Source organism: Leptospira fletcheri, from assembly GCF_004769195.1.
Lineage (GTDB): Bacteria > Spirochaetota > Leptospiria > Leptospirales > Leptospiraceae > Leptospira_B > Leptospira_B fletcheri.
Window position 1 is genome coordinate 1,197,720 of the sequence record NZ_RQET01000004.1, and the last position, 19,878, is coordinate 1,217,597.

Annotated in this window: 17 protein-coding genes; 10 read left to right on the plus strand and 7 right to left on the minus strand. The window is 41.5% G+C overall.

Features of this window, described 5'->3' with window-relative positions:
* The first annotated feature begins 41 nt into the window (after positions 1-41).
* From EHO60_RS08980 to EHO60_RS08995, 4 genes are all read left to right on the plus strand, one after another.
* Positions 42-542, plus strand: coding sequence for a hypothetical protein (locus EHO60_RS08980; protein ID WP_135767770.1), 501 nt, complete (start codon positions 42-44; stop codon positions 540-542).
* Position 543: 1 nt separating this feature from the next.
* Positions 544-1,191: a hypothetical protein gene (locus EHO60_RS08985; protein WP_135767771.1), complete on the plus strand. Its 648-nt coding sequence runs from the start codon at positions 544-546 to the stop codon at positions 1,189-1,191.
* Positions 1,192-1,293: 102 nt separating this feature from the next.
* Positions 1,294-1,899 (plus strand): hypothetical protein, encoded by a 606-nt coding sequence (locus EHO60_RS08990; protein WP_135767772.1) that lies wholly within the window; start codon positions 1,294-1,296, stop codon positions 1,897-1,899.
* A 93-nt stretch (positions 1,900-1,992) separates the two neighbouring features.
* Positions 1,993-2,616: a hypothetical protein gene (locus tag EHO60_RS08995; protein ID WP_135767773.1), complete on the plus strand. Its 624-nt coding sequence runs from the start codon at positions 1,993-1,995 to the stop codon at positions 2,614-2,616.
* A gap of 120 nt (positions 2,617-2,736) precedes the next feature.
* Here EHO60_RS08995 and EHO60_RS09000 read toward each other — a convergent pair whose 3' ends face one another.
* Both EHO60_RS09000 and EHO60_RS09005 read right to left on the minus strand, forming a co-directional pair.
* Positions 2,737-3,708 (minus strand): SHOCT domain-containing protein, encoded by a 972-nt coding sequence (locus tag EHO60_RS09000; RefSeq protein ID WP_135767774.1) that lies wholly within the window; start codon positions 3,706-3,708, stop codon positions 2,737-2,739.
* Between the two features lie 986 nt (positions 3,709-4,694).
* Positions 4,695-5,273, minus strand: coding sequence for a hypothetical protein (locus tag EHO60_RS09005; RefSeq protein WP_135767775.1), 579 nt, complete (start codon positions 5,271-5,273; stop codon positions 4,695-4,697).
* Positions 5,274-6,425: 1,152 nt separating this feature from the next.
* Here EHO60_RS09005 and EHO60_RS09010 point away from each other — a divergent pair.
* A complete protein-coding gene (locus EHO60_RS09010; RefSeq protein ID WP_246028204.1) occupies positions 6,426-8,960 on the plus strand; it encodes a methyl-accepting chemotaxis protein in 2,535 nt (844 codons plus the stop codon).
* A gap of 126 nt (positions 8,961-9,086) precedes the next feature.
* On the opposite strand, the gene EHO60_RS09015 is transcribed toward EHO60_RS09010, so the two are convergent.
* Positions 9,087-9,446, minus strand: coding sequence for a PilZ domain-containing protein (locus tag EHO60_RS09015; RefSeq protein ID WP_135767776.1), 360 nt, complete (start codon positions 9,444-9,446; stop codon positions 9,087-9,089).
* A gap of 480 nt (positions 9,447-9,926) precedes the next feature.
* Between EHO60_RS09015 and EHO60_RS09020 the strand changes: the two genes are divergently transcribed.
* On the plus strand, positions 9,927-11,096 hold the full coding sequence (locus tag EHO60_RS09020) for a serine hydrolase domain-containing protein (protein WP_167880177.1): 1,170 nt from the start codon (positions 9,927-9,929) through the stop codon (positions 11,094-11,096).
* 18 nt (positions 11,097-11,114) lie between these two features.
* Here EHO60_RS09020 and EHO60_RS09025 read toward each other — a convergent pair whose 3' ends face one another.
* Both EHO60_RS09025 and EHO60_RS09030 read right to left on the minus strand, forming a co-directional pair.
* Entirely contained in the window at positions 11,115-11,957 is an 843-nt protein-coding gene (locus EHO60_RS09025) for an SDR family NAD(P)-dependent oxidoreductase (RefSeq protein WP_135767778.1), read from the minus strand.
* 34 nt (positions 11,958-11,991) lie between these two features.
* Positions 11,992-13,443 carry a flavin-containing monooxygenase gene (locus EHO60_RS09030; RefSeq protein ID WP_135767779.1) on the minus strand — a complete coding sequence of 484 codons (1,452 nt, stop codon included), beginning with the start codon at positions 13,441-13,443 and terminating at the stop codon, positions 11,992-11,994.
* A 279-nt stretch (positions 13,444-13,722) separates the two neighbouring features.
* Here EHO60_RS09030 and EHO60_RS09035 point away from each other — a divergent pair, with 279 nt between their 5' ends.
* Positions 13,723-14,121 (plus strand): MerR family transcriptional regulator, encoded by a 399-nt coding sequence (locus EHO60_RS09035; protein ID WP_135767780.1) that lies wholly within the window; start codon positions 13,723-13,725, stop codon positions 14,119-14,121.
* A gap of 8 nt (positions 14,122-14,129) precedes the next feature.
* Positions 14,130-15,041 carry a DMT family transporter gene (locus tag EHO60_RS09040; protein WP_135767781.1) on the plus strand — a complete coding sequence of 304 codons (912 nt, stop codon included), beginning with the start codon at positions 14,130-14,132 and terminating at the stop codon, positions 15,039-15,041.
* Here the strand turns inward: EHO60_RS09040 and EHO60_RS09045 are convergent.
* The gene (locus tag EHO60_RS09045) at positions 15,038-16,555 is read right to left on the minus strand and encodes a hypothetical protein (RefSeq protein ID WP_135767782.1); all 1,518 of its coding nucleotides are present in this window, start codon (positions 16,553-16,555) and stop codon (positions 15,038-15,040) included. The genes EHO60_RS09040 and EHO60_RS09045 overlap by 4 nt on opposite strands.
* A gap of 102 nt (positions 16,556-16,657) precedes the next feature.
* On the opposite strand from EHO60_RS09045, the gene EHO60_RS09050 reads away from it, so the two are divergent.
* A complete protein-coding gene (locus EHO60_RS09050) occupies positions 16,658-17,515 on the plus strand; it encodes an Lp29 family lipoprotein (RefSeq protein ID WP_135767783.1) in 858 nt (285 codons plus the stop codon).
* A gap of 999 nt (positions 17,516-18,514) precedes the next feature.
* On the opposite strand, the gene EHO60_RS09055 is transcribed toward EHO60_RS09050, so the two are convergent.
* A complete protein-coding gene (locus EHO60_RS09055) occupies positions 18,515-18,922 on the minus strand; it encodes a hypothetical protein (protein WP_135767784.1) in 408 nt (135 codons plus the stop codon).
* Between the two features lie 321 nt (positions 18,923-19,243).
* On the opposite strand from EHO60_RS09055, the gene EHO60_RS09060 reads away from it, so the two are divergent.
* Positions 19,244-19,606, plus strand: coding sequence for a VOC family protein (locus EHO60_RS09060; RefSeq protein WP_135767785.1), 363 nt, complete (start codon positions 19,244-19,246; stop codon positions 19,604-19,606).
* The last annotated feature ends 272 nt before the right edge of the window (positions 19,607-19,878 follow it).

The following is a 19,878-nucleotide window of genomic DNA, read 5'->3' on the forward strand; positions in this document are numbered from 1 at the left end:
TTATCATCTTCCCAATTTCATATCTTTTTCTAAGGAAAAAAATGGCACTTTCCGATAACAATAAAAATTCGAGCGCTGGTAGCACGTTGGAACCGGCTGAAAAAATCGAAAGGGGGATATATGTGACTATTTCGGTCATATATAATCTTTTTGTAATTTTTATATTGTTGGTATTCCTGTTCATGATTCCAATAAGCTTATCCAATATTTTAGATATTATAAAAAATGAAATCCCGATTTACGGAGGGTCAATTGGAGAGATTCTTTTTTTCGGCATGATTATTTTTGTTGGGATGAGGACTCCACATCTTCGATATCCTTACGAAATCATTCCTGTGCTTTCCCCTTTGGTGTGCATTCTATTTATCATGTTTGCATCATTTCAATTCAGTCAGACGATCATAAATGAATGGGCGCATTTCAATGCAATTGGTAAAACTACCGCGATCATTTGTGCCGGGTCGTTTTTGGTTGTAGTGCGCATCTTATTATCCATTTGGTATTCTAAGTATCCCGTTCAAGAGGAAGAAGGAGAAAATTGAAGTGAAAGACTCATTTGAAGAGAAAAGGAAGAGATTCGATGCTTTCGCCACTTCTTCTCGCTCCGTCCATAAATCCGAAGAGAGAAAAGGTTTCGAAGATCGGGTTGAAACTAAAATTGAGTCGGAGGAAAAAGATTCCGAAAGCATGGGTTCTCCTCTTGTATCCAGATTTAGTAATGCAATTTTGATAACTACTCTTGCTATGCTCGCGGCTTCATTCTTTTTTCATGCATTGCCGGAAAATGAAATAAAGGAAATATCCAACAATCAAACCACAAAAAACAGCAAAGTAGGAACCGTAGGTCTGAATAGCAAGTTCATCCAGACATTAGTTGCCAAGGATTATACAGTAGAACTTCCGAAATCGTCCGACGGGAAATACAGAATATTTTTATGGAATCTTACAGAAAAAGACGACGATGAGATTGAGATTTTGGTCGATGAAAAGCCATTACAGTCCTCATTTGTACTGACAAATAAACCCACATCGCTTTCCATATCGATGCCATCGACGATTCGAATCAGGAGCGTTAAAGATGGAGGGAGCGGCGTTTCGTATGCAGCTTTTTTCCCGGGAAATGAGTCGACTTATTTTAACGTCACCTCCTTCGGGCATTCTAATGCTTTTTCTATGAAATTTAAGCCTTAGAGCTATCTTAGAATATAATAGATGAAGAAAATGATAATATACAAGTTCTTATTTCAACGCATTCTGTATAATTTACTTGAGAAATAAGGAAGAAGGTGGAATATGAATGATCCATTAGAAAAAAAGGAAACAATCTACCCCAAAAAAAATAAGCTTCCGATAAATGAGGAGCCTAAACAGAAGAATCTCGGGAATTTTCCTGTTACAAATAAGAATGAACATTCGAGCGATCCGTTGCGGCGCGGAGTTGCTTTGCTCGGTATTGCCTTAGCTTTCATAGGCGTAGCCTATTTTCTTATTAGTCCAGAGTCACGAAAAATCTCTTCAAATCAAACTTTAGAGAATACCCGGCCGGGTCTTATATTGGCGGCGAACGATTCCGTCAATCTAATTGCGAAGGACTTTAAAGTGGAACTTCCTAAATCTTCTGATAGAAAATACGAAATGCTGATTTGGGATTATGCGAACGAGGATGGGGATGTGGTGGAAGTTCTGGTAAATGGAAAATCACTGGGTCCTCCTTTTATGATCAAGCACAAGCCGAACGTTTTTTATATCGAAGTTCCCTCGACAATCCAAGTTAAGGGTGTTAAGGATGGTGTGGGTGGCATATCCTACGCCGCATATTTCTCTGGAGGTAATCTTACTTACTTTAATCTCGCTCCAGTAGGGGGGCTCAACAATTTCATTATGGGTATTAAACCGTAACACTGTTTCGGAATACAATAAAGCATTCGATGCATGCTCTTGTTTTACAAGATGCACTATAATTTATTTGAGCAATAAGGAAGAAGGTGGAATGTGAATGATCCATTAGAAAAAAAGGAAACGTTATCCGGAAAAAAAGCTAAACCATTAGGAAATGAAGAGCCGAAACAAAAGGATTTTGTGAATCTTCCCGTCACAAGAAAGAATAAACGATTAAGCGTCCAATCAAGGAATAAAGCCGCTTTGTTTGGTATCGCCTTGGTTTTTATTGGCCTGGCTTACTTTCTTTTTTCCCCTATTTCACAAGTGGCTCCTTTGAAAATCCCTTCAAATCAAACTTTAGAGAATGTGGCAGAGGGCTCCACGTTAATAAACAGTGATTCAGATAGTGGGTTGGTCTCGAAGGATTTTAAAGTGCAACTTCCAAAATCTTTCGATGGAAAAAAGTCTAGAATGCTGATTTGGGATTTTGCAGCCGAGGATGGGGATGTGGTGGAAGTTCTGGTTGACGGCAAATCGCTGGGTGCGCCTTTTATGATCAAGCATAAGCCAGAAGTTTTTTATATTGAAGTTCCCTCAATGCTCCAAATTAAGGGTATTAAGGATGGCGGCGGAGGTATAACGTACGCCGTATATTTCCCTGGAGGGAATCTTACTTACTTTAATCTTGCGCCTATAGAAGGGGTTAACAGTTACACAATAACTGTTCAGCCATAATTAATGACAAGCTGTAGGTATGAAGGAGTAGGTATTTTCTATTTTAGATAAGATCTCAATTCACTCGGGATTGAGATCTTATCTAAAATTTGCCCCAACGTGTGGATTTTTAAGATCGATCTATTTCTTCTCGATCAACTTTCTTTTTAATTCCTGAAATTCTGAATCTGTGATGGCTCCCGATTCCTTTAATTTAAACAATTTATCGATTTCTCCCGCAGTATCTCGGCTGTTTTCTATCGGGGCACTCGGCGCGCTTTGAAAATTATTGACTCCGGGAGTCGTAAGGTCTTTCTCAGGTATGAGTTCGAGAAAGATATCATACGTTTCGACAGAAAATATCTCTATTTGTTGTTCCTTTTTATCGTCTAAATAATGTAAAACAGTTACTCTGTCGTCGACAACCGTATGTTCAGTGGTGATTGCGTTGTAGTATCGGGCGTCACGGTCTTGTATACCGAAAAAGTAATTGGAGTAGGAATAGGAATCCATTCCGGAAACCGTACTTAAAACGTCGCGATTTCCTTTCATGGTATAGCCAACGATATTTTTTTTACTCAACTGTGCGGAATGGCAGGCGGATGAATTCAAATCCTCTTCGTCGAAGCTAATTAGAGCAAAATTTAAGTTTGTATCATCTTCCCAGATATATAGATCTCCATCACCGGAAGAAAGCAAGGTTTCGTTTAATTTCCCATGGATAGAGGCTCCTATACTTGCAGTTTCAGGAATACGATTCTTACTAAGAAAATCGATCTTGAAATTCTCGGCGAATTCCTGACCAGCAGCAATAGAAGCATTTTCTTTTATCATGGATATAATGAATAAGATAAGTGTAATTGAAGCGGGAATCAAAAATACAACGACAGTAATTATGAAAACATCGTTGGTAGGGGTATCCATATTCAATAGGGCAAACATGGTAAGGAACAATGGAGTTAAGATTAAAAATGAGCCTTGCTTTACGATCTTTCCGCGGGAGAAAGTCCTGGAGTTATTCCAGAAGAAAAGTTTAGGAAAAACCAAAGCACACAATGTATAAAGAATATTTAAAAAAAATAAGAGAATTGAAATTACGAATAAGTCAGTCATTTGATCCTCTGAGTTAAAATCATAAATTGGAAACGAAGGAATCGTGTCGCTTTATGACAACGTTGGCACTGGTCGGCAAAAAGGGTCAATAATTTTAAATGGTTTTATATTATATTTATAAAAAAAATTAATATTAAACGAAATTCATTTCATCCGTGATTTGCTATATTGATTCAGCCTAAGGGTGAAAATTTCGGCTTGGCCCTGGTCCAGAGGTAAAATTGCCCATAGATTCAATGAATGCTGCATTCTGATGGACGGACTTATTTAAAATGTGAGGGGGCTCCGACGTAATCCTCATAAATGTTTGCGAGATTTATTTAAAACTCTATGCGATTTGTTTTGCCGATTCGATTCAAATTCAGCCTTAAAAATAGCTTTCAAGAAAATCCGATTTTATCATTATTTCCCCGCAAAAGGTATCGTACCGCTATAGTATATCTCATTAAAAACTTGGTCGAAGGCTTTATTGTCGTATGATTCTCGAAAATGAGTGTCGAACATTGATGGAAAAATCATAAAGAGTTGAATAATTTTAGTGGTTTCATTGTTAAATTCATTCGTTTTCAATTCCTGACCATTTTTATTATAAATAGTATATTTATAGTGTGTATAATGTGTTCTCCAAGAAGGGATCACTGAAAACGTTATCAGCGAAAGCAAACCGGGCCATCCGATCTCAAGAAGGCTGTCACGATCATATTCCAACTTAATGATATAGTCATGAATTTTGGCCCCCTTTGGAATTCCCAAAGGATAAACGTTATATTCGCTAAAACAGTAGCAGGACCCAATCAGATTATAAAATTTATCTTTCCTGGACAGCAATTGTTTATAAGTCGGATCTTTGGAAAAGCCCGTAATTACGAATGTGGTCGGAGCCAATTTTTTCCCGTCGTATTCAAAATTATAGGCCCTTTCCTTTTGGCTTACAACGATACAATTTGAGATACAATAGAAGCTTATGAGAGAAAAGATTAACTTTTTCATTCTATATTCTTTTTTAGGTATTTATTTGGACCGAAATATTCTTTATATGATGCATTTATAAAAATAGGCATTGAAGTATTTGCAATTACTTTAAAATAGTCTTCACATTCCTTTTTATCCTTTTCATTAAATGTTATCAGATAGTCACCCTCTTGCGATAGGTTAAATTCGCCTAAATAATAATTTCGATCAGGTTCAATTGTGAAGGATCGATTTACAAAAAAAACGGGAGTAATTTTTTCATAAGACGTAACTCTTCCATCTCTCTTCGCTGCATTCTCTTCATAACGACCAAATTCATAGTCGTTAGGAGGGAGAACAATCATTCTGCATTGATTTAAATTTGTTTTAGCACCTGCGGTACTAGTATAGATGTATATAAAAGGCTGAGAGCGTTTAGAATTTATAGGCCGAATCGGCATAGCTAGAGCTTTGTTAAGCATATATGAAAAAGATGGCAACTTGACTTTCAATAGGGCAACCGATAATTTTCTTTCTGAAGATTGATATTCGGTTTTATAGTCTTCGTTATTGTAAATCTGGCGGACAAAATTCGAATGAGTGCAACGGCTCAAAAGCAGACTAACGCCGAGGACTAAGCTTACAGTTGAATATAGGTGCGAAGTATTCTTTGATTGCATTAGATTATTTTATTAAAGAAAATATGTTCTATGAAAAATCAAGGCAATTTTTTTTAAGCTTTAGGAAATTTCGTGAGTTAGTGCCTCAGCGGATGAGAGTATTTCTCATCTGAGTACTTTCGAATCTGGGCCTAATTCATTTGCACTCTTAGTGAATGATAATGTCTGTAAGTTCGGACGAGATCTAATCTTCTCAAAAAATTCTAAATCCGCTTAAGTTATTAGTCTTGAGATGTTAATTCCGTTAACTTCTCGATAATAAAATAGTTATCGAGAATGCTCTTTTCGGGATAACACGATTTGCTTTTTTTGGCTTTTGAAGATAGGCCATGAAATGCCCAAGGTTGAGCCGTCAGATTTTCGAATCATCGGTGTAGGCAAAAACTTTCTACTTGGATTCGCAAATCGTTGAGTGTGAAGTTTTAGTTCTTCGAACAATTTTCGTTATAACCTTAGCTTGTCTGAAAGATATCATCCTTTCATGGGGGCTTGCTCTATCGGACCCTTGGTGTTTATTTTTTACGACCGCATTCACGAATGGAATTGTTTACTCGCACGCAATCTGTATTGAGACTCTTTCTTTTTAATTAACAAATTTGAGATAAGATTCAGGATGGTATTCGATTGTAGATAAGGTTTCAATATATTATGGATCTACTCATTTTGAATTGATCTGTTTGCTCGAGAGATCGGCATGCCAACGGAGTTTCGCTTGAAATTTGCACCTGTTACCGCTTCGAACGCCAAGCCTATGGATTTCTACCTTTAAACAAAGCTGGAAGGATTATCCGTAGAGAGAGGGATTGTTGGGAGGAGGAAGTATCTGAATTCATTTTTAGTTCCTTAAAAAGAGAGATAAGATAGAATTACTTTCATCCATTATGAGACGTAGAAGCAGTCGTTTCAAAATTTATTAGAATAGACACAGATCGCATTCTTTCTTAGTTTATGCTATTCCCTTTGAGTTTGAAGATTATGTAGCTTAAGAAAGTTTTTTCTAGAGTATAATTGGTCCAAAAATGGGACCGGGGTTGAAAGCTACAGTATGAAATTTTATTTTCTATATTTGTTTGAGCAGGAGTGAGTATGCAGATCGCAAGCCCAGATGGCATCGGCAACCAGGTGGATATTCCGGAAAATACTACTCTCGTCAGTACAACAGACATCTCCGGAAAAATAATAGAAGCGAATCATGATATGCTCCTATTTAGCGGATATTCTCGGGAAGATGTGATCGGGAAAAGTCACAATATCATGCGCCATCCCGAAATGCCGGACGCGGTATTCAAGGAAATGTGGGCAGCGATTCTTTCCGGGGATCCTTGGAACGGAGTTATCAAAAATAGGCTAAAATCCGGGAATTACTATTGGGCGTACATGACGGTTACTCCCGTTTTTGATTCGAATGGGAAGAGAATCGGTTTTACGGCCGTAAGAATAAAGCCAACAGGCGAGCAGATAGCCGCAGCAATTAAAAGTTATCAGGATAAAAAAGGCGCTAAATTTAGTATCCAGTGGATATTAAATCCGACAAAATTTTTACAAAGGTATCGCATCAAAACAAAGCTCCTTTTCATACTTTTCTTAATGGCAATTGCTTTGGGGTCATTATCATTGAAAATTATTCTAGATATAAACAAGGAATATATCGGTTCGATTGATCGGCTGGAGGGTAGTGAATATAATCTGAAGCTTACGGAATTGATGCAGCTCACTGCAAAACACAGAGGGCTTTTCGGGAGGTTTTTGAACGGAGAAAGCGACCTTTTGCCGAAAATTACAGAAATCGAAAATGAAATGAATTCAAGATATAAAGAATTCGAGCTTCTTAATGAAACGGCCGGAAATAAGTTTCATACTTTCGAAAAAGGAAAATCGGTTATAAGAGAGTGGGAAAACTTACGGGATAATAATCGTAAACTTACCTATAGGGAAAGCTTCTCGAGACACGTAAAATTAATTCGTTTAATATTGGACTTAGATAGTTCTGTTGGAGTCGCTTCCGGTTTATTTCTCGATTCGGAAAAAGATACGCATTTTATGGTGGATGCCTCGGTTTCAAAGCTTCCGAATCTTGCTGAAAGTCTCGGACAATTGCGGGCTTATATTTCTCCGCTTCTCGTAAAAGGGGAGAGTATATCCGATTCCGATAAATTCAGGATCAAGGAATTGCTCGGCTATGCGGGAGGTTCCGTCGAAAATCTCTCAAAGAATTTCGAATACATAATTCAATTTAATCCGGATGAAAAAGATTTCGTATCAGGGTATGCTGATACGAACGAAAAAATAGATAAAATTACGGCTCTTATTCTATCGGAAATCGTTGATACCGAACGGCCCAGAATAAAGTCCGGGGAATTTTTCGATCCGATCACCGAGTGCATCGACAGCGTATTTGCTCTGAATCAAAAGGTTGCGTCTAGTCTTGCCAGGAAATTAAGGATAAAAGCCGAACGATCGAAAAGAGAAGGATTGATTGCTACTTATTCCGTAATTTCTATTCTGGGGCTTTTGATTTTATTCCAGTTTCTGACTATAAAAAGTATATTGGATGTACTTAGGGATAGTACAAATAAGATACGGCAGATCGTAAGAGGAGGAGGGGAATTAAAGGAAAATCTCGACTATGGAATAAACGATGAAATCGGCGGACTCCTAAAATGGATGGGGGTTTTTATTCTGAATTTTACCGAGATAATATTTTTACTTCGACAAGTCGCAGGAAAGCTCACGATTCGGTCGAAAGATGCTGCGGAACTTGTTAGAAAATATTCCGACGCAGCTCAGGATCAGGCAGCATCCTCCGAAGAAACTTCGGCGGCAACGGAGGAACTTACGGCGTCGGTAGAAAGCGTTCTCGGAAATCTTACGATTGAGTCAGGACATTTGAAAGAAATAGAAACCGTAGTAATTCAATTCCGATCTGCTATGAAGGATGTAGAGGAAGCAATGCAAGATATGAAACGTCTGACGGAAGAGTTTTCAACGCAGGCTGCTTCCGGAATGTTAAGTTCAAGAAAAACTTCAGATTCGATTCATGAGGTGAATCAAAAGGCTTCGCGTATTGACGAGGTCGTGGATATTATCAATGAAATATCCGAGAAAACGAATCTATTGGCTCTGAATGCCGCAATTGAAGCCGCGCGTGCAGGTGAAATGGGAAAAGGATTTGCGGTAGTAGCGCAAGAAATCACAAAATTAGCGGATCAAACCGCTCAGAATACTCGGAATATCCTTTCGCTTACTCTCGAAACAAAAAAAGCAATTGTAAACAGCGTTCAGATGGTGGAAGAAATGGAGAATAGTTTTAACCAACTTCTGAATAATAGTTCTAGAATACGTGATGTAGCAAGTTTGGTGAGCAATGCGAAAGAAAAACAAAGTCACGATGCGGACAAGATTGTAAATTCTATCCAAATGATCGTTGAAAATTCGCACCAAATACTGGATGCAGCAAACCAAGAAAAGATCGCGGTGACAGAAATATCCAAGTCAATCCAGGTGATTACTTCCGGAACTCAAGTAATAGCCGAAAGTTCATTAACTCTTTTGGAAAATTCAAACGATGTCGAACGAATCGGAGAGAATCTTCAGCAGGTCATCAATACATATAAATTCTGAAGTTATTCATACTTCATTAAAATTCGAACTTTTGGAAAATATGAAAAGAAAGATCGAAAACAATTGGAGAAATGAGAATCGATAAGTGCCCATTTCGTGTAGATTGGGACCGGGACCGATTCGGTGTTAATCGACAATGAATCCTACAGGCATGGCAAACATGGTCAAATAATCCGGCAAAGAGATTTTGACTGAAAATCTGATTCCGATCAGGAGCTTTTCGATTTCATTGTGGGAAATCAATTCCTTTCTGACGATCGATCCTTCGAAGTGGAATTTTCTTTTTTCATCGGGACTCATTATATATCCGGAGATATTTGTTCCAATGAATATTCCCTTTTCATCCGACATTTGGCCGACAATTCCAACGCCTAGTTCGGAGATATCGAATATATATCCGTTGACTCCGATTTCGGCGATTTTGGCCCGAACTTTAAATTTGCTGATTTCCTCGGAAAAATATCTGTCTGCCTTCCTGCGCTCCATTTCTTTCCACCCTCGCCCTAGAGTCCGAAACAAGTAAGATCGACCTGCCTAATGATTCCGTTCCTGCTCAATGAATGAATGGATCCGCAGACCTAATTTCGTATTTGTTAGTAGACTTTAAAAAACGGGAAAAAACGAGAACTTTGAAACCAATTTTCTTCCGGCGAACGCATCCAAACTAGAGCCTATTTGTCCTTTCGTGTTCCTTTTTGTTTAAAGAGGGAAAAAGAAAAATACGATTGCCGCCCGTACAGGATTTGTCCCATCGGCTCTTCCTAATCTGTTCCATTTGCGTTTTTAATTGATCCGTTAGAATCGTTGCAAAGCAGGTTGCAAATTTCTTCATGTTCTGTTCTGCATTGAAATTCGTTAAAAAGGTTTATTAGACCAAAAGTTAAAAATTGATCAATTGAAATGATGTCGCCAAAGAAATTTAAGGAGAAGAATGTGGAGAGAATTCCGGTTTTATCTTCTATCGATATGAAAGTTTTACTAGGCCTCTTTTTCTGTTTCTTGCTCGTAAACACTGATCTCTTGCGAGCCGAATCCGATCGCTTCGCTTGCAAAATACCCGTGTCGGACTCCGATTGGAAGACGGATTCTCCCGCTTCCCAAGGATTTCATGAGGGAAAACTTTGTCTTCGTTTGAAGGAAATTTCCGAAAGCGGAGAAAATATCCACAGCGTCTTAGTGGAACGCAGCGGGAAACTGGTCGCAGAGATGTATCTTAAGGGAAGGGATCGGTCCATGGCTCGCAACTATGGGTTTCGTTGGCCTTTTTCTTCGGCTGTTCCATTCGATGCGACTCAGCTACACGACCAACGTTCCGTCAGTAAAAGTGTGGTCAGTCTCCTTCTCGGGATCGCGATCGATAAAGGAAAATTGAAATTGGACGATCCTTTTTTGGATTCGTATCCTGACCTAAAGGGTTTGAGTTCACAAGGGCGCGAAAAGATTCGAATCCGGCATCTATTGACGATGAGCGCAGGTTTGAATTGGCAGGAAATGAGGAACGGTCCTCTTACGAGTGATGAGCTTCCCTTGCTCTGGAAGAAAGATCTTGTTTCCTATTATTTCGACAGAGAGTTGGAGACAGTACCCGGAGAGAAGTTCAATTATTCCGGAGGCGCCACTTCCGCTTTGGCTGATATATTAACAAAAATAGATGGACGTAACCTTCTTCAAATCGCTCAAGAGGACTTCTTTTCTCCTCTTGGCATCTATGAATGGGAATGGGCGGAGACGTTTCGAGGCATTCCTATGGCATATGCCGGATTAAGGCTGAAACCCCGAGATATGTTGAAGATCGGCAGACTTATCAATCAAAACGGAATATGGAAGGGAAAGTCTTTGGTCTCGGCGTCGTGGGTTGAAGATTCTATTCGCCCTCATGTAACAACGGACATAAACCTTATGAGCGTCAACGGAGAAGTTGTGGAATACGGATACCAATGGTGGACCGGTGCCTTTGATCGACAAGGGCAAAAGCTGCGCTGGAGTGCGGCGATCGGAAACGGCGGTCAAAGGATATTCGTGGTACCCGAACTCGATCTCACTTGCGTGATCACTGCCGGGGACTACGGAGATCCGGATATCCAGAAAACGGTGAGCAAGATTTTCGCGAACCTCCTAGATACTTTGGAAAAGTGATGTTGTAGCAATCCGAATCTATCTCATCCTTCTTAAAAGCAGTTTTCCTACCAGCACTTGATAAGCCCCGGGAAAGATACGCTGCATAAGATCAGCAAAGCCGGCATCCGGGCCGATCAGGACTCTACGTGAGTTTTTCCGAACTCCTTTTAGGATCACGGATGCAGCTTTCTTCGGAGTCGTAATGAATTGAGCGGCCATTTTATCCTTCGCGACATTCGGATCCATGCCTAGAGACTTTAGGCTTTCGTTGATTTGAGAACTCTTAGCGATCGCGGTTTGGATCCCTCCCGGATGAACGCTCGTAGCCGAGACCCCGCATTTCATAACGTCCAATTCCTGCCTTAAAGTTTCGGTGAATCCTCTGACTGCGAATTTGGAAGCGTTATAAGCGGAAGTGCCCGGGACTGCAATGATGCCGAATACGCTGGAAGTGTTGATGACATGTCCTTCTCCGCTTGTTTTTAAATAGGGAAGGAAGGCCTGGGTCCCGTGAACCACTCCCCAGAAATTGATATCGATGACCCGCTTGAAATCCTTTTCTTCGAATCCTTCTATCGTCGAACCGAAGGCGATTCCCGCATTATTGAAGATCAAATTTACTTTGTTATGGTCCTTAGCTACCTGGGAAGCCCATTGAAAAACTGCGGAACGATCCGCTACGTCCAGCTTTTGGCCGGTGATGATGACGTTATTTTGATTTCGGTCCTTAATGATCCGAATGGTTTCCGCCAATCCGGATTCGTTCACGTCGGATAAGGCAAGATGGCAGCCTTGCTCCGCGAGTTGGATCGCTAGTTCTCTTCCCATTCCCGAACCGGCTCCGGTAATCGCAGCTACTTTGTTTTTAAAATTTTTCATTCAGTTTTCCTTTTTGCTTCGTACTGGTTCCTTTCTATCCGAAGGAAAGATTGGAATCTTTTATATTCGCGAAATTTATATCGAATAAATCCATTATGTAATTTTGATGGAATCGCCAAGGTCTGTGAGCCCCTCTCGTCGGGAATTTGTCTAAGGATCTCCGGATATATCCGGAATTCAGATCCAGGATAGGTTCTTTTTCCATTTCGGATTCGTCACAAATAGGGACGCATTTGGAGTATCCGTTGGAATCCATGTGATTCAGGAGACGAGACACATAAGTGGAAGTCAGATCCGCCCTTAAGGTCCAGGATGCGTTCGTATATCCGACACAGAAAGCGAAGTTGGGAATGTCGCTTAGCATGAGACCCTTGAACGTGTACAGTTTGGAAATATCCACGGCTGACTCGTTTATCGTTAAACGAATTCCTCCGACAGCCACTAGATCCAGACCGGTCGCCGTAACGATGATATCCGCTTCCAATTCCTTGCCCGATTTCAGCTTGATACCGTGAGGCGTAAAAGTCTCTATCTGATCGGTGACGATGGACGCTTTTCCTTTGGAGATGGCCTTGAACAGGTCCGAATCCGGAACCAGACAAACCCTTTGGTCCCAAGGTTCGTAACTCGGCTTGAAATGAGTGTCCACTTCGTAGCCTTTCGGAAGAGCTGCCTTCAGTCTGGCTCGGATCAGCCATTTGGCCAGGTTAGGCGATCTCTTACAGAGCTGATAGAACCAGATCTGTATTAGGATATTCTTAACTCGAGCGATGTGATGGGCTAATTTTGCGGGAAGAAGAAACCTAAGTATGTCCGCCACTATATCCTTGGACGGAAGGCTCGTGATGTAGGTAGGAGACCTTTGGAGCATCGTAATATGAGCCGTTTGTTCCGCCATGGAAGGCACGAGGGTCACGGCAGTCGCGCCGCTTCCGATCACTACCACTTTCTTTCCGGTATAATTCAGGTCCTTGGGCCAATGTTGGGGATGGATCAGTTTGCCTTTGAACTTTTCGATTCCGGAGAACTTAGGGGTGAACCCCTTTTCGTAATTGTAATATCCGCTGCAGATGTATAAAAAGTTCGCGGTATAAGTCCGCTTTTCCTTTTTCGGGCCGACTTCGACCTTTATTGTCCATCGTAGATCCTTGTCCGACCAAGAGGCGGAAAGGACCTTATGCTCGAAGCGGATATTTTTATCGATGCCGAACTCTTTCGCAGTGTCCCGTACGTATTTCAGAATGGAAGGACCGTCGGCGATCGCCTTCGCTTCTCTCCAGGGTCGAAAAGAATATCCTAAAGTGAACATGTCGGAATCGGAACGAATCCCCGGGTATTGAAATAGGCTCCAGGTTCCGCCAATATCGGATCTGCCTTCTAGGATCGTGTATTTCTTTCCCGGGCAGAATTTTTGCAGATGGTAACCGGCACTGATTCCGGAGAGCCCTGCACCGACGGTGATCACGTCGAAATGTTCTTTGGTCATGCTTAGATACTATTCGAAATAGGAATGAATTCGTCTGATCTTATAATCCGCAACCAAAAATATCGTCCGGAATCCTAAGATCAGACTTCTTTTCGAAGAAACTCTCGGGGATTCCGTTTTCATAAAAAAGTTCGATGACAAACTATATGTTTTTTCGACTCTATGTTCTATCGTCCGAAATTCGTGGAATTTTTTTGCCAAGTCCGGCGATAAATTTAGACTTAGAGCTAACTCTAAGTCGGTCCAATCGATAGGCACCGAGGATAGGGGAGAATCCAAATGAATCAATTCCTGAGCATTTCGGAAATCTCGGAGATTACGAATTTCAGCTCTTATACGCTTCGCTATTACGAGAAGATCGGGATTTTGCCCAAGCCGGAAAGAATGCACGGGAAGGACCGTAAATATTCGGAAAAGGAAATTCGACATCTCAAAGGGATTAAAGCCCTGAAAGAGATGAACATGTCCCTGGACGATATCAAAGAATTTTTTATAGAAGGATGCCTTCTGGATCAGGTACAAAGCGGGGAAAATTTCAAACCGCCTTTAAACAAAAGGATCCGGATCTTAGAGACCCATTTGCAGAAGTTGGAACAAAAGAAGAAGGATCTGGAAGCGATGATCAAGCTTACAAAAGCGAAATTAAAAGAATATGAAACTCTTTTAGGAACAGAATAGGGATCGATATGCAATCTATCAAACCGTACGTTTTTCTAGTATTTTTTGCCCTGATCACGGGGACGACATTCCATGTCGCAAAGGAAGCGCTTTCTTTCTTTTCGCCCAGCTTAGCGGGAGCGCTTCGTTTCGTTTTGGCCACATTCTTTTTGTTTTCATTCGTATTTTTCACGGATAGAAAACTCTTGAAGGTGGATAAAAGAACTCTGATCGTATTCGTCGCTCTCGGAATCATCGGGGTTTTCGGATTCAATTTCTTTTTCTTTCTAGGAATGAAGAAGGCTTCTCCCATGAATGCGGCGATCGTAGTCGCCGTCGCACCGGCGATCGCAATTTTTCTCTCTTACTTTCTTTTGAAAACAAGGATCAGGTTCCAGCACTATCTAGGAACTCTGATCTCCTTTATCGGAGTCATGCTCGTCATTTCCGACGGAAGCATAAGCGCCTTGATCCAAGCCTTTCATGGGGAAGGAATTCTATTCATTCTAACCGCAGCCACTTGCTGGAGTTTTTATTCGGTAGGAATGAAGAAATTCATACCGGGCGTTTCCACGATCCAAACAACCGCATTTACCGCCTTATTCGGAACGATCGCGCTGCTGGTCCTGACACTGGTCAATGGGGATTGGAGCGTGGAATGGAAAAACGCTCCCGGTTCTGCCTGGTACGCCATCCTATATATGGCGGCGTTCAGTACTTTCGTGGGATATCTTTGCTGGAATTACGGGATCCAAGCTGTGGGCCCTGACAAGGCGGTCATTTTCGGGAACCTGATTCCTGTCGTTGCCATGTTGACCTCTTGGATCCTGGGAGAAACTCCGAACGTATTCGATCTAGGCGGAGCCTTTTTGGTCATCTTCGGAATCTTTATCGTGAATACGAAACTGGGTTTCGTCAAAATGAGTTACGAGAATTCTTAATGATCCTTTTCGGGAGATCCTTCAGTCTTCCACAGATATAGGGAAAATTCGGAAGACCAGCGACTGGATCCTTTTCCTAAGAGTACAGCCGAGTTCGGATTTGGCGGGTCGGCTCCAATGGAATACTTAGGGGAAGGAAGATTCGGGTACCGCTTCTGGACTTTTTCTATATGAAAAAAATTGAATCGGATAAAGGCGGACCGTAAAAAATCGAATTCCCTTGCGTTCAGCTCCAGGTATCGGAAAAGACTGATATAGTCCACTCTTTCCGTAAATTCGTTCCGTAAGATGACGTTCTTCGAGAAGAATGTCAATGTTCCAATTTCACAATAACAGCGTACGTAGGTTCCTTCGTAGAACTGTCGATCGAGCTCTTCGGCCATCGCTTTGTAATGGTCCCGTTTGGCCCAATTCGTATGGATCGGCATTTCCGAGGAGAAGATGCCATCTCCTTTTTTCGGCCAAAGGCTCCAGGAGAGGGAAAGAAAAATCCAGACGAATAGGCAGTAACGGATCCATTTGGAAGAATTTAAGCGTAGTAACAGGCATAGAGAAGCGAAAAGAAAACAAAAGAGTGAGGGGATGTAGTACCAATGATACGGTGGCACCCGCAGCAAAGAATAAGCGAGAAAGTGCAGAGCACCTGAAAGAAAAATCAGAACTTCCGGTTTTTTCCAGAATCCTTTCTCACGCATGGTTGCGCAAGCGGCGAGAAGGCCGAAGAAGATCGGAAGGATGGAAACGATCGACTCCGGCAGAAACAAGTTCCGGAAATACAGGATCCATCCGTTGGCGAAGCTGTAATGTCCCCAGGATTTTTCTATTTTTTTAATAAAGAAAGTGTCAGGCAATAGTGTTCCCAATTGGAACCAGGAAAAAAGAAACCATGGAAGTACGACCAGAAGACCTATGGCCGCTGCACGATATTTCTTATTTCCGAAACCCATGATCCAAAACGGAATCGTCATCACGATCGCGTCAGGTCTCGCGAGGAATAGAAAACCGGAATGGATCCCGAAAAGATCAGGATTCTTGTTCAGATAAGACAGTACGCAAAGCAAAAAGAAAAGAATCACCAAAATGCTTTCTAAGCCCAGGGAGGAGAGAATCCAAGGATTACTTAACAGAATCAGGCAGATTGTGAACGCCGAGTAAATGGGGAGACCTTTTTTTTCCGCAATCTTATCCACAACCAGATACATCCCCAAATATACCAAGGAATTCAGGATCCAAACGGAAGATTCCGGATCTTTTGCGAAAAAGTTCGTTAGAGATAAAGCGATTACGTTTAAAGGAGAAGTCGCAGTATTCGCAGGCATTCCAGCATACATCCCCCACTGAAAATTTTGGGAGAGGTTTTTTACATAAGAGAGGATGATGTAGGCATCGTCGACAAGGGATCGAGCAAAGAGTAAAAGGAAAATCGGGACGATGACTGCATAAACGGAAGACAAAATACGGCGAACTTTGTGATCGGAAATTGCTAGGATAGGAGAAGAGATTTCTGAAAACATTAATTCTAACCGCTCGAGGCGATTCTTAAAATGATCGTAAGGTGAAAAAATTTTTTTCTTCTTTGCAAGCGTAAGGAATTCATTTCAAGTAGGAATGCTTTTATGGATCATCGAAATATTACCCCTTTTTCCCTTTTCATACCGATTCTTGCAACACTTTTGCAATTCAGTTGCGTCACTTCCTACAAGGTCGGAGATCCGATCCTAGCGAAACATTCCGCAAGTTCCGCGACCGAAAATATGGTAGGTCTTATAGGTTTTCGTCCGTACTATCCGGTTCCTCAGAACGAGACGATCCAGGGTTTTCCGAAAAGCGAATGTACGAATTATTTATTGGAAAATTACGGCTCCAAGTTCTTCTCCGATTTTTTTAAAGGAAGAAGGAACGTGTCCGGACAGAGGTATTTGGCCGTTCCCAAAAAGGACCAGATTGTCGCACCATTGGATTGGGGAGTTCCAATCGCAGAAATCCTTTTCTCTGGAATGGATAAAACCGTAGATCAGGAATCCATCCGGAATTTTATCCGAGATTTTTACGATCAGGAACTTGCGGGATCCATCTTGGATCTTTGCGAGTTATTCGATTGGGATCCGATCGGAAAAAATCTGGCCTTAAAAAAGAGAGAGGTTCGTTTTTATGTAGTGGGGCATTTTGTACAAAAGTTCGAACGACAGACTCTTCGCGGTTCCGGAATCCATGCTTTGACATATTTCTTCAGCATCTTTTCCCTCGGTATCATACCCATCATCAACGAGGAATGGACGGATTCCCTGTTTCAAATTTACGATTCTAAGTTACATCTGATCCGACAGGAGACGGTGAGTAATTCCGTTTGGTCCTTTACGGGGTGGTGGATTTCGTCCAACGATCGGACGAGAAAGAAGGAAACCTTCGTTTATGATCCTCCCGTTTGGGAAAGGGGCGTTGCCGAACTGAACGAACGTTGGAGTCCGAAATAGGAAAGTTTTTCCAAGCCCTCTTCATTGCTAACTATAGGAAGAGCCAAGCGAGCGCGGAGATCATCGCGAATGGCAGAAGGGTTTGGAGCATCGCTCTGCCGTTCGGCTAGTTGAACTGGAATCGGAAGCTGCGGAAAAGTAAAAAGAATGCGGATAGGTAAGCGCTTCGAGCCTCGCAAAAGTTAAAATAACGGAATAAGCTAATGATATAGTATCGTACAAGATTCACGCAAGTTAGGTGACAGTTGTGGAGATAGGACTCTGTCTTACACAGTCTTTTTAAATTGCCTGCGATAAAAAATTCTGACCCCCCTGAGGAGACAGAGTAGTGTCGGAAGAATCCAAAAAAACAAATGGCAGCTTGTATTCGGTAAATAATAAGAAAAGAATAGGCTCCGAAGATCAATGCTCAAGTAATCCTGGACTAACTCCGGCAAAACCATTCGTTTGTTATAGCCATTGTGAAAACTCTCTTCCCGTAGAATATAACTCACACTTTGCCCGAGAGCAACGGAAGAAGCAAGAGCAAGAGAATTCCAAAATAATATTCTTTGCCAACTACGCCGATCTGAATTGGTTGCTAGGTATATGCCGATGATTCCTCGGATCGAGACTACCTACTAAGCCCAGTCGTTGGTAGGGCGCGATTGTACGGTCGTATTTCTTCGAAGATTCCTTTTGTATTTTGCAATTTATTTTTCTGGTAAGCGCCCACTGTAAAAACATACGCTTTCTACATTTCTTCTTTGCTCATGGAGTTTCAAGAAACGAAAACGGAAAGTGCAATTACGCAAAAGAATCGGAGGAGGAAGGGACGGAAAAAATGCGATAGAGACCGGAAATCAAATTTAGCATCGAGGAAATAATGGGTGGGATTTGAAGGCAATAAAATTAAGGCATTCGAGTTTCGATTCGATCGTTCTTGAATGTCCGGAAGCAAATCGAGCTCCGCTTTCCGGACATCCAGAATCGTAGTGATTCTTATCCCGTTGAAAATTCTTATTGGTTACAAAATGCAGGTGGATTGTTTGCAGGGTTTTTCACTCTCGAATAACAACTGGTACTTCCTTGGGAAGTCAGACCTAAAAGTTGCCATTGAGTGACCGGATATTCGGCAGTGGAAGATCCGCCTTTTTGCCATTCGAATCGATAAATACCTTGGTTTTTCGTTCTTACGATCAACCCTTTCGTAACCGATTGCGATTCTTTGAGGCAGGAAATTACGGAATTATTGTGTATAATCAACCATCCAATAGGGTTCGGACTCGGATCTTGTTCGCAACCCGAATCCAATACCCAATTCCCGTTTAAAAGAGTTTGAGATTCATCTAACGTAGTTTTTTCTCCCTTGCAGCTGAAAATGCAGGCCGAAACCGCCAGGAATAAGATTAGTGTGAATTTTCTCACGTAGTTCTCCTTATTGGAAATAAAATATTTTCATTAAATAGACAGAATATTCAATTATGGTCAAATTATTTTTATGATAATGTGATAAATATTTTCGGCATGGAAGAATTTAAACTAAGCAAAATACGGAGGAGTCCCGAGGAGTCGACGAACCTATTTCATATGCAAAAGGACGAAGCGATTTTGTAATTTTCGGCAGGATGAAGGGTTTCCAAAAATCCGATTGAAATGATCGGTCCGGGAATTTTTTCACCGATATGGAATCGGACTTGTAAGATTTCTTTTCTATCTTAGATATTCGCTTATGCATTAGGAGGATTTATGGCGAATTTTGCGGTTTGGTTCGATATCCCGGTTAAAAACATGGAAAGGGCGATCGAGTTTTATTCGAAAGTATTCGATCTCGAATTAACGATGATGGAAGGGGCGCCTAAGAAATACGCCGTATTTCCATATTCGGACGGTAGTGTTTCCGGAGGTCTCGTCGAAGACGGGGAGAAAGTATCCGATAAAGGCTCGCTTTTGTACCTGAACGGGGGCGAAGATTTGTCCAAGCCCTTAAATCGGGTAAAAGATGCGGGAGGCAGCGTTCTTCAGGAAAAGACTTCGATCGGACCGAACGGCTTTATGGCGGTTATCCTTGATTCCGAAGGAAACCGTGTCGCGATCCATAGCATGAAATAGCTAACTTAGGCTGAAAGAGCGAATTTTTACGTCCTTAGGCAAGATACTTGAGAAGTTTACAGCCTAAGGAACTTCGCATTTTTGAATATTCGGAAAATACAATATCCCGCCGATCCACGAAGTACCCGCGAGGGATGCGCAGGGCTTGTCCAACACGCAGGATTGTTAAATGAATTATGAATAAAATGGGACCTGCGTGTTGGATGAGCGGTTCTCCGCGAACCCGAAGCAGCCCGTCCCGTAGGGCGCGGCCCCAGCATGATTCAATTTTT

Bases quoted from the DNA above. Each gene is read 5' to 3' on its own strand.
- EHO60_RS08980 (WP_135767770.1), top strand. From the start codon at position 42: ATGGCACTTTCCGATAACAATAAAAATTCGAGCGCTGGTAGCACGTTG.
- EHO60_RS09010 (WP_246028204.1), top strand. From the start codon at position 6,426: ATGCAGATCGCAAGCCCAGATGGCATCGGCAACCAGGTGGATATTCCG.
- EHO60_RS09045 (WP_135767782.1), bottom strand. From the start codon at position 16,555: ATGTTTTCAGAAATCTCTTCTCCTATCCTAGCAATTTCCGATCACAAA.
- EHO60_RS09030 (WP_135767779.1), bottom strand. From the start codon at position 13,443: ATGACCAAAGAACATTTCGACGTGATCACCGTCGGTGCAGGGCTCTCC.
- EHO60_RS08990 (WP_135767772.1), top strand. From the start codon at position 1,294: ATGAATGATCCATTAGAAAAAAAGGAAACAATCTACCCCAAAAAAAAT.
- EHO60_RS09025 (WP_135767778.1), bottom strand. From the start codon at position 11,957: ATGAAAAATTTTAAAAACAAAGTAGCTGCGATTACCGGAGCCGGTTCG.
- EHO60_RS09020 (WP_167880177.1), top strand. From the start codon at position 9,927: ATGAAAGTTTTACTAGGCCTCTTTTTCTGTTTCTTGCTCGTAAACACT.
- EHO60_RS09050 (WP_135767783.1), top strand. From the start codon at position 16,658: ATGGATCATCGAAATATTACCCCTTTTTCCCTTTTCATACCGATTCTT.
- EHO60_RS09040 (WP_135767781.1), top strand. From the start codon at position 14,130: ATGCAATCTATCAAACCGTACGTTTTTCTAGTATTTTTTGCCCTGATC.
- EHO60_RS09035 (WP_135767780.1), top strand. From the start codon at position 13,723: ATGAATCAATTCCTGAGCATTTCGGAAATCTCGGAGATTACGAATTTC.
- EHO60_RS09015 (WP_135767776.1), bottom strand. From the start codon at position 9,446: ATGGAGCGCAGGAAGGCAGACAGATATTTTTCCGAGGAAATCAGCAAA.
- EHO60_RS09060 (WP_135767785.1), top strand. From the start codon at position 19,244: ATGGCGAATTTTGCGGTTTGGTTCGATATCCCGGTTAAAAACATGGAA.
- EHO60_RS09000 (WP_135767774.1), bottom strand. From the start codon at position 3,708: ATGACTGACTTATTCGTAATTTCAATTCTCTTATTTTTTTTAAATATT.